Genomic DNA, 14,495 nt, shown 5'->3' on the forward strand with positions numbered 1-14,495 from the left:
CTGGCGTCCTGCACAGGCTCGCCAGCGCGTTTCTGGCCCGCTTCGCCCGATCTGGGGAGGCCCATCGCACGATCTGCCTGGCCTGAAAAATAAAACCCCACGCTCCGAAAAACGTGGGGTTGGTCAGCAGTCTGAAGCCGCCTGAAGAGGCGGCTTCGCATACCTATGCGCAATGGGTTCGAGCGGGCGCTCAGAACAGGCTGCGGCGATCCGGATCGTGCAGCGGATCAGGGGTTTTCTGCGTGAGCCGCACAATGCCCTGATCGTCGAAATAAAAGCTGTACATCATGTACCAGACATTGTCTTCCAGATAGCGATACGTCCAGACCTCGCGCTTCATCAACGGGAAGTACGAGGTTTCGACGGGGCGGCCGAAGTTCACCAGTACGTCGCTCTTCGTCCACTTGCCGATTTCCGCCCGGTAGAACTCGTTGGGCTGAAGCACCTGGCGCACGGTGACGATCTTGCCGGATGCGTCGATGTCGGCGGCGGTGGTGGTCTCGCCCATCGGCTGGGTCGGCCACATCAGCCGCTTGCCGCCGTTGGGCAGGTCGTAGCTTTCACGCGGTGCGCCGAGGCGGGCGATGATGGTCGATTCGTCCGCGCCTTGGCTGTATTGCTGCCATGGCTGTACGCAGCCGGCGAGCGCCACGGTGAGCGTAAGCGCGCTCATGCAGATGAGCGCCGCGCGGCGCAGGCGTGCGGCGGACGGCGCTTCGATCGAGGCCGCCGTGGATGGGTGGCGGTTGAACATGAATTCCTCCGATGGCATTTGAATAGCGGTTTTTATCATCGAGACGCATTATTTTGACACGGGCGGCAGCAAAAGATTTGCGCTTCGTGCGCGGCGTCGCTGGAAGGACAGTAACGGATTCGCCGGCTTGCTTATTCCGTCTGGAACGCCCTATGATCCGCGCTTCGACGAACCAAGCGGGGCAATGACGATGGCGAAGTGGCAACGGGTGGCAGCAGCGGCAGTTGTGGCGCTGGCGGCGATTTCGACGGCCGCGGTGGCTTACGCCGCGGGCGAAACGACGTCTGGTCCGGCGAGCAAACCGGTGAATAAGCCCACCGGTACGCCGATCCAGCTCGCGTTGATCGAGGGTATGTCCGGTCCGTTCGCGAACGCGGGCGCGGCAGTGGAGCGCAATCTGCGCTTCGGTGTCGAACAGGTAAATGCGCAAGGCGGCGTGAAGCTCGCCGACGGGGCGCATCCGCTCGAACTGGTCGTGCTCGACAGCAAGGGCAGTACAGAAGAGGCGTTGGTGCAATTGCGCGCCGCCGCGGACCGGCACATCGGTTACATCATGCAGGGCAACAGTTCGGCGGTGGCGGCCGCGCTGATCGGCGCGATCGAGAAACAGAACGGCCGCGAGCCGGCTAATCGCGAATTGTTCCTCAATTATTCTGCTGACGATCCCGCCCTGACCAACGCCAATTGCAGCTTCTGGCACTTTCGCTTCGACGCGCACGCGGGCATGCGCATGGATGCGCTGGCTGACGTGATCCAGCGCGACAAAGCGGTGAAGAAGGTTTATCTGCTGAACCAGGACTATAGCTTCGGCCACGACGTCAGCAGTCTCGCGCGCTCGACGCTCGCGACAAAGCGTCCGGATATCGCGGTCGTCGGCGACGAATTTCATCCGATTGGCCGCGTGAAGGACTTCGCGCCGTACATCGCGAAGATCCGCGCGAGCGGCGCGGACGCGGTCATCACCGGCAACTGGGGCAACGACCTGACGCTTCTGGTCAAGGCGGCGCGAGAGCAGGGCCTGGACACCAGGTTTTACTCGTTCTACGGCAACAGTCTCGGCGCGCCTGCCGCGTTGGGCGATGCCGGCGTCAAACACGTGATCGCGGTAGCCGATTGGCACCCGAACGCCGGCGGCGCGGCCTCCGATGCGTGGTACGCAGCCTTCCGCGCCCGTTTCCCGGCTGCCCAGGACGACTACCTGGTGCTCCGCATGCCGTTGATGATCGAAACCCTCGCCGCGGCGATGAACCGCGCCGGCAGTGCCGCCCCGACGGCCGTCGCCCGGGCTCTGGAGGGGATCAGGTTCGACAACGGCTTTCACGCCTCGTGGATGCGGGCCGATGATCATCAATTGATCCAGCCCCTTTACGTAATGGAAATGGACAAGGCCGGCACGCCGGGTGTCAAGTTCGACAACGAAGGTTCCGGCTACGGTTTCCGCACGGTGCTGGCTTTGCCGCCCGAGCGTACTGTGCCGCCGACCGTGTGCAAGATGAAGCGGCCGTAGAGCGGGCACCGGGCAAACGCAAGCTGGTCACGATCCCGCCCGGTACAGCGGGGTTCGCGGCCGGATTGGGCTGTGCTACAATACGCGTCCCGTTGTGAGGCATGTCGCATGGTTGTAATTTGTAATGCGAATGCGCATACGGGGTAATCCACGGCACGGCCTTTCTTCCGTGACCGCCTGTCTAGTTCTCAAGGAAATCGACATGTCCGCAGTTGAAACAAGCAAGAAGTCCGAAGTCGTTGCGCAATTCGCACGCGCAGCTAACGACACCGGCTCCCCCGAAGTTCAGGTCGCGCTGCTCACGACCCGCATCAACGAACTGACCGTTCACTTCAAGGCCCACACGAAAGATCACCACAGCCGCCGCGGTCTGCTGCGCATGGTGAGCCGCCGTCGCAAGCTGCTCGACTACCTGAAGGGTAAGGACGCGGATCGTTACCGCGCACTGATCGAGAAGCTGGGTCTGCGTAAGTAATCGGCCAGTCGTTCAGCAAGATGCCTGTGTCAGTTCCGCTGATACAGGCATTTTGTTTTTGCACGGTGCGCTTCATGTGATGCGCACTGCCTGTTAGCCGCGGTAGCGTGACGATTCATGCGGCGACTAGCAGGAAAACAGCAGTAGAAAAAGCAGCAAAAAAGCAGAAATACGGCCGGGCTTCAGGGCAGAGCTTTGTGTCATTCCAGCGGTTCGCGCGCGTACATAACGTAGGGCGTGGTTCTCTGGAATGGCATAACACTACTCTTTCCCTGCGGCGCCGGTCCTGGCGTTGCCGCGCCGCTTCTGGTCCGCGCGGCATTACGAAGAGGAAAAGCAATGACTATGTTCAATAAGATCGTCAAAGAATTTCAGTGGGGCCAACATAAGGTTCGCCTCGAAACGGGCGAAGTCGCTCGTCAGGCAAGCGGCGCAGTGATCGTCGACATCGAAGACACCGTTGTGCTGGCTACTGTGGTCGGCGCCAAGACCGCCAAGCCGGGCCAGGACTTCTTCCCGCTGACCGTCGATTACCTCGAAAAGACCTACGCTGCAGGCAAGATCCCCGGTGGTTTCTTCCGCCGTGAAGGCCGCCCGTCGGAAGGCGAAACGCTGACCTCGCGCCTGATCGACCGTCCGCTGCGTCCGCTGTTCCCGGAAGGCTTCTACAACGAAGTCCAGGTCGTGATTCACGTCCTGTCGCTGAACCCCGAAATCCCCGCTGACATCCCCGCGCTGATCGGCGCGTCGGCGGCGCTCGCTATTTCCGGCCTGCCGTTCAACGGCCCGGTCGGCGCAGCACGCGTGGCCTACATCAACAACGAATACGTGTTGAACCCGACGCGTCCGCAGATGAAGGAATCGGCACTTGACCTGATCGTCGCCGGTACGGAACGCGCAGTGCTGATGGTGGAATCGGAAGCGCAACAACTGACCGAAGAAGTGATGCTCGGCGCAGTGGTGTTCGGCCACGAACAAATGCAGGTCGCGATCGACGTGATCCACGAACTGGTTCGCGAAGGCGGCAAGCCGGAATGGGACTGGAAGCCGGCCGTCAAGAACGAGCCGCTGATTGCACGCGTGTCGGAACTGGCGCAAGCCGATCTGCTCGCCGCTTATCAGATCCGCGACAAGCAAGCGCGTTCGGCCAAGCTGAAGGAAGTCTACGCAGCGACGTCGGCCAAGCTGGAAGAAGAAGCAGTGGCAGCCGGTACGGTTGCAGCGGACAAGGCCAGCGTCGGCAATGTGCTGTTCGACATCGAAGCAAAGATCGTTCGTACGCAGATCCTGGACGGCGAGCCGCGTATCGACGGCCGCGACACGCGCACGGTGCGTCCGATCGAAATCCGTACCGGCGTGCTGCCGCGTACGCACGGCTCGGCCTTGTTCACGCGTGGCGAAACGCAGGCAATGGTGGTCGCAACGCTGGGTACGAAGGGCGACGAGCAGAACATCGACGCGCTCGAAGGCGAGTACCGCGAACGCTTCATGCTCCACTACAACATGCCTCCGTTCGCGACCGGTGAAACGGGCCGCGTCGGTTCGCCGAAGCGCCGTGAAATCGGTCACGGCCGTCTCGCGAAGCGCGCGCTGGCTGCGTGCCTGCCGAGCGCCGACGAATTCGGCTACTCGATCCGCGTCGTGTCGGAAATCACGGAATCGAACGGTTCGTCGTCGATGGCTTCGGTGTGCGGCGGCTGCCTCGCGCTGATGGACGCCGGTGTGCCGATGAAGGCGCACGTCGCCGGCATCGCGATGGGCCTGATCCTGGAAGGCAACAAGTTTGCCGTGCTGACCGACATCCTCGGCGACGAAGATCACCTCGGCGACATGGACTTCAAGGTGGCGGGTACGGAGCAAGGCGTGACTGCGCTGCAGATGGACATCAAGATCCAGGGCATCACCAAGGAAATCATGCAGGTCGCCCTCGCGCAAGCGAAGGAAGGCCGTATGCACATCCTCGGCAAGATGACTTCGGCTGTGTCGGGCGCGAACACGGTGCTGTCGGACTACGCACCGCGCATGATCACCATCAAGATCAATCCGGAAAAGATTCGCGACGTGATCGGCAAGGGTGGTTCGGTGATCCGCGCGCTGACCGAAGAAACCGGCACGACGATCGATATTTCGGACGACGGCGTCGTCACCATCGCCAGCACCAGCAGCGAAGGGATGGCCGAAGCGAAGAAGCGTATCGAGAACATCACGCTGGAAGTCGAAGTGGGCCAGGTGTATGAAGGCACCGTGCTCAAGCTGCTCGACTTCGGCGCGATCGTCAACATTCTGCCGGGTAAGGACGGTCTGTTGCACATCTCCGAAATCGCCAACGAGCGTATCAAGGACATCAACGACTACCTGAAGGACGGCCAGCAAGTGAAGGTCAAGGTCATCCAGACGGACGAAAAGGGCCGAGTGCGTTTGTCGGCCAAGGCGTTGCTGAACGACGCCTCGAACGGCGCGCCGCAAGGCGAACCGACGCCGCAGTAATGCGGTAGCAGGGCGACGGCCGGCAGCGCGAATGCGCGCCGGCCGTTTTTCATGAAGGGTGCAGGATGGATTGCGTTGCAAGCAGGCATGGCAGGTGCAAGCAGGTGAAAACCGGCACAAGCGGGTACTCTGTTTGCGTGAAGCGCTTCGTCGCAGTTCAGACGATTTTCGCCGCTTCGTACCGGTAGGCAACGCAATCCACTCTTGGAGTTGACGCAGATGAAAGCGATCGAAATCACCGAATTCGGTGCGCCTGAAGTCCTGAAGCTGGCGGAGCGGCCGATGCCGCAGCCGAAAGCGGGCGAGGTACTGATCAAGGTGGCGGCATCCGGCATCAACCGTCCCGACGTATTCCAGCGCAAAGGCGGCTATGCGCCGCCACCGGGTGCGTCGGATCTGCCGGGGCTGGAGGTGGCGGGTGAGATCGTCGGCGGCGCTATCGACGAGAAGAACAATCCGTTCGGTCTGAAAGTGGGTGACCGCGTGTGTGCATTGCTTGCAGGTGGTGGTTACGCGGAGTATGCGACCGCGCCGCTGTTGCAGTGCCTGCCGGTGCCTGGTGGTTTGTCGGACGTCGAGGCGGCTTCGCTGCCGGAAACGTTCTTCACGGTGTGGAGCAATGTGTTCGACCGTGCGCAACTCGGCAAGGGCGAAGGCGCGCCGAACGAGGCGTTGCTGGTGCAAGGCGGCTCGAGCGGCATTGGCGTGACGGCGATCCAGATCGCGCATGCGCTGGGCTTTCGCGTGTTCGCCACGGCGGGGTCGGACGAAAAGTGCCGCGCCTGTGAAGCGCTCGGCGCGGAACGTGCGATCAACTACAAGACTGAGGATTTCGTCGAGGTCGTCAAGTCGCTGACGAACGATCGCGGCGTTGATGTCGTCCTCGACATGGTGGCGGGCAGTTATGTGCCGCGTGAGCTGACGGCATTGGCCGACGGCGGGCGCATCGTGCTGATCGCGTTGCTGGGCGGCGCGAAGGCGGAGCTGAATCTGAACGAGGTGCTGCGCCGCCGTTTGACGGTGACGGGGTCGACGTTGCGTCCGCGGCCGATCGAGTTCAAGGCGAAGATCGCCGCGCAATTGAAAGAGCGCGTGTGGCCACACCTCGAAGATGGCCGCATCAAGCCGGTGGTGCACCGTGTGTTTCCGGCCGCGCAGGCCGCCGAAGCGCACGCGCTGATGGAAAGCAGCACGCACATTGGCAAGATCGTGCTGACTTGGGGTCAGGGCGCTTGACACGGTCGGTTTGACACGGTCGGTTTGACCCGATCCACCCCACGCAGTAAAATTGCGCGTTTTGCGCACGCCGCATGAATCCGAAAGGCGGGCTTTTAGGCGCAAACCAGGCCCGCCGCCAAGACAAGACGAGACGATGTCGAAACAACGAGCCAAGCTGGTAGTCGGTAACTGGAAGATGCACGGGCGCCTTGCCGAGAACGCCGCGCTGTTGCAGGCGGTGGCGCAAGGCGCGGGCGAATTGCCGGCGGATGTACGCGTCGGTGTCTGTGTGCCGTGCCCTTATCTCGCGCAGACTCAATCGTTGCTGGAAGGTGGCAAGGTCGTGTGGGGCGTGCAGGATGTCTCCGCGTTCACGCATGGGGCCTATACCGGCGAAGTAGCGGCGCAGATGGTAGTGGATTTCGGCGCCACGCTTGCGATCGTTGGGCACTCGGAGCGCCGTGCCTACCACCGTGAAAGCGCAGAGTTGGTTGCGGTGAAGACGCAGCGTGCGCTGGAAGCGGGTTTGACCCCGATCGTGTGTGTCGGCGAAACGCTCGAGGAGCGTGAAGCCGACTTGACCGAACAGGTGGTCGGCACGCAATTGGATGAAGTGCTGGCGAAATTGTCGGCTGAAGAGGCGGCGCGTATCGTTGTCGCGTACGAGCCGGTTTGGGCGATTGGCACGGGTAAGAGTGCCACGTCGGACCAGGCGCAAGCGGTGCATGCGTTCCTGCGTTCGCGTCTTGCGGCAAAGGGCGCGGCGGTAGCGGATGTGCTGGTGTTGTATGGCGGCAGCGTGAAGCCGGAGAACGCGGAAGAATTGTTCCGCCAGCCGGATATCGACGGTGGCCTGATCGGCGGCGCGTCGTTGAAAGACCAGGATTTCCTGGCGATCTGCAAGGCGGCCGGCGCGATCAGCGTCGCCAGTTAAGCAGGGCGCCTCGGCGAGGATGACCTAATCCCGCGCGGCACACTTTGTGTGGCGCGGTTAAATAAAGACTCAGGTGAGTGTGATGCTGTATTTGAAAACATTGATTATCGTCGTTCAGCTGTTGTCGGCACTCGGGGTCATCGGCCTTGTGTTGCTGCAACACGGCAAAGGCGCCGATATGGGCGCTGCTTTTGGTAGCGGCGCATCGGGCAGCCTGTTCGGCGCGACCGGTTCGGCAAACTTTTTGTCGCGTACCACGGCCGTGCTCGCAGCCGTGTTTTTTGTAACAACATTGACGCTCACCTACCTCGGTGCGTATCGTGCAAAACCGTCCGCAGGCCTGCTGGGCGCGGCTGTCACTGCTCCGATTGCGGCTTCCGCTGCGTCCGCTCCGGCGGCCGGTTCGGCAGTATTGCCGGCCTCCGCAGCATCAGTCCCCGCGACAGATGTGCCGAAATAAATTTTTCGTTCAAAGTGCTTTTGTGCGTTGAACAAACTGTTTAGACCAGTTACAATCTAAGTCTTGAAGCGATTCGCGGGTTTTATAAGTTGTTTTCCCGGATTGCATATAGTGCCGACGTGGTGAAATTGGTAGACACGCTATCTTGAGGGGGTAGTGGCGAAAGCTGTGCGAGTTCGAGTCTCGCCGTCGGCACCAAATGTTATCTAAATGCCAGCCGCTTGCTTCGCTTCGGCTGGCATTTTCACTTCTGGCGCGCGGCTTGCGTTGAGCTTGCGGCATGTGCGTTGCCGAAGTGATTTCGCGTCAGGAGTGCTATGCTCTTGGCGGCATTCAGAACCAACCGATAGAGGATAGTCTTGAACCTCGCAGCCTATTTCCCCGTCTTGTTGTTCCTCGTTGTGGGCACCGGTTTAGGCGTAGCACTGGTCAGCATTGGCAAGATCCTCGGTCCCAATAAGCCCGATACCGAGAAAAACGCACCATACGAGTGCGGCTTCGAAGCATTCGAAGATGCGCGCATGAAGTTCGATGTGCGCTACTACCTCGTCGCCATTCTCTTCATCATTTTCGACCTTGAAACCGCGTTCCTGTTCCCGTGGGGTGTGGCCCTGCGCGACATCGGCTGGCCTGGCTTCATGGCGATGATGATTTTCCTGCTCGAATTCCTGTTGGGCTTTGCCTATATCTGGAAGAAAGGCGGCCTCGACTGGGAATGATGGATTAATCGCCGGTTTGCGTGGGTGGCCAAGGCTTGCCGCCCCGTCTGGAGTGGAAAGCAAATGAGTATCGAAGGGGTCTTGAAGGAAGGGTTTGTCACCACTACGGCAGACAAACTGATCAACTGGACGCGCACCGGCTCGTTGTGGCCGATGACGTTCGGTCTCGCGTGCTGTGCGGTCGAGATGATGCATGCGGGCGCTGCCCGTTATGACCTTGACCGTTTCGGCGTGGTGTTTCGTCCGAGTCCGCGTCAGTCGGACGTGATGATCGTCGCCGGCACGCTGTGCAACAAGATGGCGCCGGCTCTGCGCAAGGTCTACGACCAGATGGCTGAGCCGCGCTGGGTGATTTCGATGGGCTCGTGCGCGAACGGCGGTGGTTATTACCACTATTCTTATTCGGTAGTGCGCGGCTGCGATCGGATCGTACCGGTCGACGTCTACGTGCCGGGTTGCCCGCCTACTGCGGAAGCGCTGGTGTATGGCGTGATCCAGTTGCAGGCCAAGATCCGCCGCACCAATACAATCGCCCGTCAATAAGGCAACGCCTCCCCCACAATATGGCAAGCAAACTCGAGACCCTGAAAGCGAACCTCGAGGCGGCCTTTGGCGGCCTCCTGCTGAGCACCACCGAAGCAATCGGTGAGTTGACGATCGTCGTGAAGGCGAGCGATTACATCCACGTTGCAACGCGTCTGCGCGACGATCGCTCGCTCGGCTTCGAGCAGATGATGGATCTGTGCGGCGTCGACTATCAGACTTACGCCGACGGCGCATACGACGGCCCGCGTTTCGCGGCCGTGCTGCATTTGTTGTCCGTGCAGAACAACTGGCGTCTGCGCCTGCGCGTGTTCGCTCCGGACGACGAAGTGCCGATCGTTGCATCGGTCGTCGATATCTGGAGTTCGGCCAACTGGTACGAGCGCGAAGCATTCGACCTGTACGGCATCGTCTTCGAGGGTCACCCGGACCTGCGCCGCATCCTGACCGACTACGGTTTCATTGGTCACCCGTTCCGTAAAGATTTTCCTGTCTCCGGCTACGTCGAAATGCGTTACGACCCCGAAGAGAAGCGCGTCGTCTATCAGCCTGTGACGATCGAGCCGCGGGAAATCACGCCGCGCGTGATCCGCGAGGATCGCTATGGCGGTCTGAAACACTAAGAGAACGCCATGGCAGAGATCAAGAACTACACGCTCAACTTCGGCCCTCAGCATCCGGCAGCGCACGGTGTGCTGCGCCTCGTGCTCGAACTCGACGGCGAAGTCATCCAGCGCGCCGATCCGCACATCGGTCTGCTTCATCGCGCGACTGAAAAACTCGCGGAAACCAAAACCTTCATCCAGTCCGTGCCGTATATGGACCGCCTCGACTACGTGTCGATGATGGTCAACGAGCACGGCTACGTGATGGCGATCGAAAAGCTGCTCGGCATCGAAGTGCCGATTCGCGCACAGTACATCCGAGTGATGTTCGACGAAGTCACGCGCGTGCTGAACCACCTGATGTGGATCGGCGCACACGCGCTGGACGTCGGCGCGATGGCGGTGTTCCTGTATGCGTTCCGTGAGCGCGAAGACCTGATGGACGTGTACGAAGCAGTGTCCGGCGCCCGGATGCACGCAGCGTACTACCGTCCGGGCGGTGTCTATCGCGATCTGCCTGACGCAATGCCGCAATACAAGGCGTCGAAGATTCGCAATGCGAAGGCCTTGTCGAGGATGAACGAGAACCGTCAAGGTTCGCTGCTCGACTTCATCGACGATTTCTTCACGCGTTTCCCGAAGTGCGTCGACGAATACGAAACGCTGCTCACCGACAACCGGATCTGGAAGCAACGTCTGGTCGGTATCGGCGTGGTCACCCCGGAGCGGGCGCTGAACCTCGGTATGACCGGTGCGATGTTGCGCGGTTCGGGTATCGAATGGGATCTGCGCAAGAAACAGCCGTACGAAGTCTACGACAAGATGGATTTCGACATTCCGGTCGGCGTTAATGGCGATTGTTATGACCGTTATCTTGTTCGCGTCGAAGAAATGCGCCAGTCCACGCGGATTGTGAAACAGTGCATTGAGTGGTTGCGTAAGAATCCGGGTCCGGTGATGGTCGACAATCACAAGGTTGCGCCGCCGTCGCGTGTTGGCATGAAGTCGAACATGGAAGAGCTGATTCACCACTTCAAGCTCTTCACGGAAGGCTTCCACGTACCGGAAGGCGAAGCGTATGCGGCCGTCGAACATCCGAAGGGCGAGTTCGGTATTTACCTGATCTCGGACGGCGCGAACAAGCCGTATCGCCTGAAGATTCGCGCGCCGGGCTATGCGCATCTGTCCACGCTCGATGAAATGGCGCGTGGACACATGATCGCCGACGCTGTGACGATCATCGGTACGCAGGACATCGTGTTCGGCGAAGTGGATCGCTAGGACGTATTCATCAGCGCGCGTCTTCAGCTTGCACCGAAGCACGCGTCAAGCACAGGAACGCCGGGTCTGTCGCAGCATGATGTAAGCGACGGGTTTTCGTTCGGTAGGAATTGAAAGAGTCGTGTCTGAAAATGATCTCAGCTGAAGGCCTGAAAGAAATCGATCGTGCGATCGCGAAGTATCCCGCCGATCAGAAACAATCCGCCGTGATGTCGGCGTTGACCACTGCTCAGGAAGAGCATGGTTGGCTGTCGCCCGAACTCATGCAGTTCGTTGCGGACTATCTCGGCATGCCGGCGGTCGCCGTGCAGGAGGTGGCTACCTTCTACACGATGTACGAGACCTCGCCGGTCGGCAAGTACAAGATCACGCTCTGCACGAACCTGCCGTGCCAGCTCGGCCCGGACGGCGGCTCCGACAGCGCTGCTGAATATCTGAAGCAGAAGCTCGGCATCGACTTCGGCGAAACCACGGCTGACGGCAAGTTCACCTTGAAAGAAGGTGAATGCATGGGCTCGTGCGGAGATGCGCCGGTGATGCTGGTGAACAACCATCGCATGTGCAGCTTCATGAGCCGCGCGAAGATCGACCAGCTGCTCGAGGAACTTTCGAAATGACGTCTTTACACGATCGTCACATCAAACCGCTGATTCTCGCCGGCCTGAATGGCGACAACTGGCATCTCGAAGACTATGTGGCGCGCGGCGGTTACGCCCAGCTGCGCCGCATTCTTGAAGAAAAGATTCCGCCCGAGCAGGTGATCGCCGACGTCAAGGCGTCGGGTCTGCGCGGCCGTGGCGGCGCGGGTTTTCCGACCGGCCTGAAGTGGAGCTTCATGCCGCGTCAATTCCCGGGGCAGAAGTACCTCGTCTGCAATTCGGACGAAGGCGAACCGGGTACGTTCAAAGACCGCGACATCCTGCGTTTCAATCCGCACTCGCTGATTGAAGGCATGGCCATCGGCGCGTACGCGATGGGCATCACGGTCGGCTACAACTATATCCACGGCGAAATCTGGGAAGTCTACAAACGCTTTGAAGAAGCGTTGGACGAAGCCCGTCGCGCCGGGTTCCTCGGCGACAACATCATGGGTTCGGGCTTCTCGTTCGAACTGCATGCGCACCACGGTTACGGCGCCTACATTTGCGGCGAAGAAACCGCGTTGCTCGAATCGCTCGAAGGCAAGAAAGGCCAGCCGCGCTTCAAGCCGCCGTTCCCGGCGAGCTTCGGCGTCTATGGCAAGCCGACCACGATCAACAACACCGAGACGTTCGCTGCGGTGCCGTTCCTGCTCGCAATCGGTCCGCAGAATTACCTCGAAATTGGCAAGCCGAACAACGGCGGCACGAAGATCTTCTCGGTCGCAGGCGACGTCGAGCGTCCGGGCAACTATGAAATTCCGCTCGGCACGCCGTTCGCGACGCTGATGGAACTCGCCGGCGGCATGCGCGGCGGCAAGAAGATCAAGGCCGTGATTCCTGGCGGTTCGTCGGCACCGGTGATCCCGGGCGAAATGATGATGCAGACCGACATGGACTACGACTCGATCGCCAAGGCTGGCTCGATGCTCGGTTCCGGTGCGGTCATCGTGATGGACGAGACGCGCTGCATGGTGCGTTCGCTTCTGCGTCTGTCGTATTTCTATTACGAAGAGTCGTGCGGTCAATGCACGCCGTGCCGCGAAGGCACCGGCTGGCTGTATCGCGTTGTGCATCGTATCGAACATGGGCTCGGCCGTCCGGAAGATCTGGATCTGCTGAACTCGGTTGCTGAGAACATCATGGGTCGCACGATTTGCGCGCTCGGCGATGCAGCGGCCATGCCGGTTCGCGGCATGCTCAAGCACTACTGGGACGAATTCGAATATCACGTCGCCCACAAACATTGCCTCGTCGGCGGTCATGCCGGTGCAGCAGCGGCGTCGGAAACAGTGGCGGCCTAAGTACGCTAAATAGCGCACCAGAACACGTCATCCGCGGGATTCGTCGCCTGAAAACGGGCGATGAACAGGGCGAACGATTGAGCGGTAACAGGTTAAGGAAGATTGACCATCATGGTTGAACTTGAAATAGACGGCAAGAAAGTAGAGGTGCCTGAAGGCAGCATGGTGATCCAGGCTGCGCATAAGGTCGACACGTACATTCCTCACTTCTGCTATCACAAGAAGCTGTCGATTGCGGCCAACTGCCGGATGTGTCTGGTCGACGTCGAAAAGATGCCGAAGGCTGTGCCTGCATGTGCCACGCCGGTGTCGGCGGGCATGATCGTGCGCACCAAGTCCGATAAGGCGGTGAAGGGCCAGCAAGCGGTGATGGAATTCCTGCTGATCAACCACCCGCTGGATTGCCCGATCTGCGATCAGGGCGGTGAGTGCCAGTTGCAGGATCTGGCCGTGGGCTACGGCAAGTCGGCGTCGCGCTATAGCGAAGAAAAGCGCGTGGTGTTCCACAAGAACGTCGGCCCGCTGATCTCGATGGAAGAAATGTCGCGCTGCATTCACTGCACGCGTTGCGTCCGCTTCGGTCAGGAAGTCGCCGGCGTGATGGAACTCGGCATGCTGGGTCGTGGCGAACATTCGGAAATCACGTCGTTCGTCGGCAAGACGGTCGACTCCGAGCTGTCGGGCAACATGATCGATCTGTGTCCGGTCGGCGCACTGACCAGCAAGCCGTTCCGCTACAGCGCCCGTACGTGGGAACTGTCGCGTCGCAAGTCGGTGAGCCCGCACGATTCCGTCGGCGCAAACCTCGTGGTGCAAGTGAAGAACAACCGCGTGATGCGTGTTCTGCCGTTCGAAAACGAATCCATCAACGAATGCTGGATTTCGGACAAGGATCGCTTCTCGTACGAAAGCCTGAATAGCCCGGAACGCTTGACGCAGCCGATGCTCAAGCAAGGCGGCAAGTGGGTCGAGACCGACTGGCAAACCGCGCTTGAATATGTGGTCAAGGGTCTGAAGGGCATCAAGGGCGACCACGGCGCGAACGCGCTGGCCGCACTGGGTAGCGCCCACAGCACCGTCGAAGAACTGTTCCTGTTGAAGCAACTGGCACAAGCGGTCGGCACGCCGAACGTCGACTTCCGTCTGCGTCAGTCGGATTTCTCCGCACCGGTCAATGGTGCGCCATGGCTCGGTACGGCGATCGCCGACCTCTCGAACCTCGATGCCGCACTGGTGATCGGTTCGGATCTGCGCCGCGATCATCCGCTGTTCGCCGCGCGTCTGCGTCAGGCCGCCAAGAGCGGCACGAAGCTCACGCTCGTCCAGGCCACCAATGACGACGCGCTGATTCCACAAGCGCAACGTGTGGTTGCAGCGCCGTCGGCATGGCTCGACGCACTGGCCGGTATCGCCGGTGCGGTCTCGGAAGCAAACGGCGTGGCTCTGCCGGAAGCCTTCGCCGGCACCCAGCCGACGGATGCCAACAAACAAGTCGCGAAGTCGCTCGCCACCGGCGAACGCCGTGTGGTGCTGCTTGGCAACGGCGCGGTCCGTCATCCGGATTTCGCCG

General features: G+C 60.6%; 14 protein-coding genes and 1 tRNA gene. 14 read left to right on the forward strand and 1 reads right to left on the reverse strand.

Going from position 1 to position 14,495, the window contains the following annotated elements:
- Positions 1 to 190: 190 nt before the first annotated feature.
- A complete protein-coding gene (locus VFE81_RS21350) occupies positions 191 to 754 on the reverse strand; it encodes a hypothetical protein (protein WP_325046503.1) in 564 nt (187 codons plus the stop codon).
- Positions 755 to 938: 184 nt separating this feature from the next.
- On the opposite strand from VFE81_RS21350, the gene VFE81_RS21355 reads away from it, so the two are divergent.
- The 14 genes from VFE81_RS21355 to nuoG form a co-directional block, all read left to right on the forward strand.
- Positions 939 to 2,261: a branched-chain amino acid ABC transporter substrate-binding protein gene (locus VFE81_RS21355; protein WP_325046513.1), complete on the forward strand. Its 1,323-nt coding sequence runs from the start codon at positions 939 to 941 to the stop codon at positions 2,259 to 2,261.
- 202 nt (positions 2,262 to 2,463) lie between these two features.
- Positions 2,464 to 2,736, forward strand: coding sequence for a 30S ribosomal protein S15 (gene rpsO / locus VFE81_RS21360; protein ID WP_011487489.1), 273 nt, complete (start codon positions 2,464 to 2,466; stop codon positions 2,734 to 2,736).
- Between the two features lie 339 nt (positions 2,737 to 3,075).
- The gene (gene pnp, locus VFE81_RS21365) at positions 3,076 to 5,223 is read left to right on the forward strand and encodes a polyribonucleotide nucleotidyltransferase (RefSeq protein ID WP_325046504.1); all 2,148 of its coding nucleotides are present in this window, start codon (positions 3,076 to 3,078) and stop codon (positions 5,221 to 5,223) included.
- Positions 5,224 to 5,442: 219 nt separating this feature from the next.
- Positions 5,443 to 6,459, forward strand: a complete 1,017-nt coding sequence (locus VFE81_RS21370; protein ID WP_325046505.1) for an NAD(P)H-quinone oxidoreductase — start codon at positions 5,443 to 5,445, stop codon at positions 6,457 to 6,459.
- A 136-nt stretch (positions 6,460 to 6,595) separates the two neighbouring features.
- A complete protein-coding gene (gene tpiA / locus VFE81_RS21375) occupies positions 6,596 to 7,375 on the forward strand; it encodes a triose-phosphate isomerase (RefSeq protein WP_325046506.1) in 780 nt (259 codons plus the stop codon).
- 82 nt (positions 7,376 to 7,457) lie between these two features.
- Positions 7,458 to 7,835, forward strand: a complete 378-nt coding sequence (gene secG, locus VFE81_RS21380) for a preprotein translocase subunit SecG (RefSeq protein ID WP_325046507.1) — start codon at positions 7,458 to 7,460, stop codon at positions 7,833 to 7,835.
- Between the two features lie 113 nt (positions 7,836 to 7,948).
- Positions 7,949 to 8,033, forward strand: a tRNA-Leu gene (locus VFE81_RS21385).
- 161 nt (positions 8,034 to 8,194) lie between these two features.
- Positions 8,195 to 8,554 carry an NADH-quinone oxidoreductase subunit A gene (locus VFE81_RS21390; protein ID WP_013339872.1) on the forward strand — a complete coding sequence of 120 codons (360 nt, stop codon included), beginning with the start codon at positions 8,195 to 8,197 and terminating at the stop codon, positions 8,552 to 8,554.
- A 63-nt stretch (positions 8,555 to 8,617) separates the two neighbouring features.
- Entirely contained in the window at positions 8,618 to 9,097 is a 480-nt protein-coding gene (locus VFE81_RS21395; RefSeq protein ID WP_006052903.1) for a NuoB/complex I 20 kDa subunit family protein, read from the forward strand.
- A 20-nt stretch (positions 9,098 to 9,117) separates the two neighbouring features.
- Complete coding sequence (locus tag VFE81_RS21400) at positions 9,118 to 9,720, forward strand: NADH-quinone oxidoreductase subunit C (RefSeq protein ID WP_325046508.1); 603 nt, start codon at positions 9,118 to 9,120, stop codon at positions 9,718 to 9,720.
- 9 nt (positions 9,721 to 9,729) lie between these two features.
- Entirely contained in the window at positions 9,730 to 10,983 is a 1,254-nt protein-coding gene (locus tag VFE81_RS21405) for an NADH-quinone oxidoreductase subunit D (protein WP_325046509.1), read from the forward strand.
- A gap of 131 nt (positions 10,984 to 11,114) precedes the next feature.
- Positions 11,115 to 11,600, forward strand: a complete 486-nt coding sequence (nuoE, locus tag VFE81_RS21410; protein ID WP_325046510.1) for an NADH-quinone oxidoreductase subunit NuoE — start codon at positions 11,115 to 11,117, stop codon at positions 11,598 to 11,600.
- Positions 11,597 to 12,925 carry an NADH-quinone oxidoreductase subunit NuoF gene (nuoF, locus tag VFE81_RS21415; protein ID WP_325046511.1) on the forward strand — a complete coding sequence of 443 codons (1,329 nt, stop codon included), beginning with the start codon at positions 11,597 to 11,599 and terminating at the stop codon, positions 12,923 to 12,925. Before nuoE ends, nuoF begins: the two co-directional genes overlap by 4 nt.
- Positions 12,926 to 13,036: 111 nt before the next feature.
- Positions 13,037 to 14,495: NADH-quinone oxidoreductase subunit NuoG (gene nuoG / locus VFE81_RS21420; protein ID WP_325046512.1), on the forward strand; the 1,459-nt coding region annotated here is incomplete at its 3' end.

This window comes from Paraburkholderia sp. (assembly GCF_035656215.1).
Lineage (GTDB): Bacteria > Pseudomonadota > Gammaproteobacteria > Burkholderiales > Burkholderiaceae > Paraburkholderia.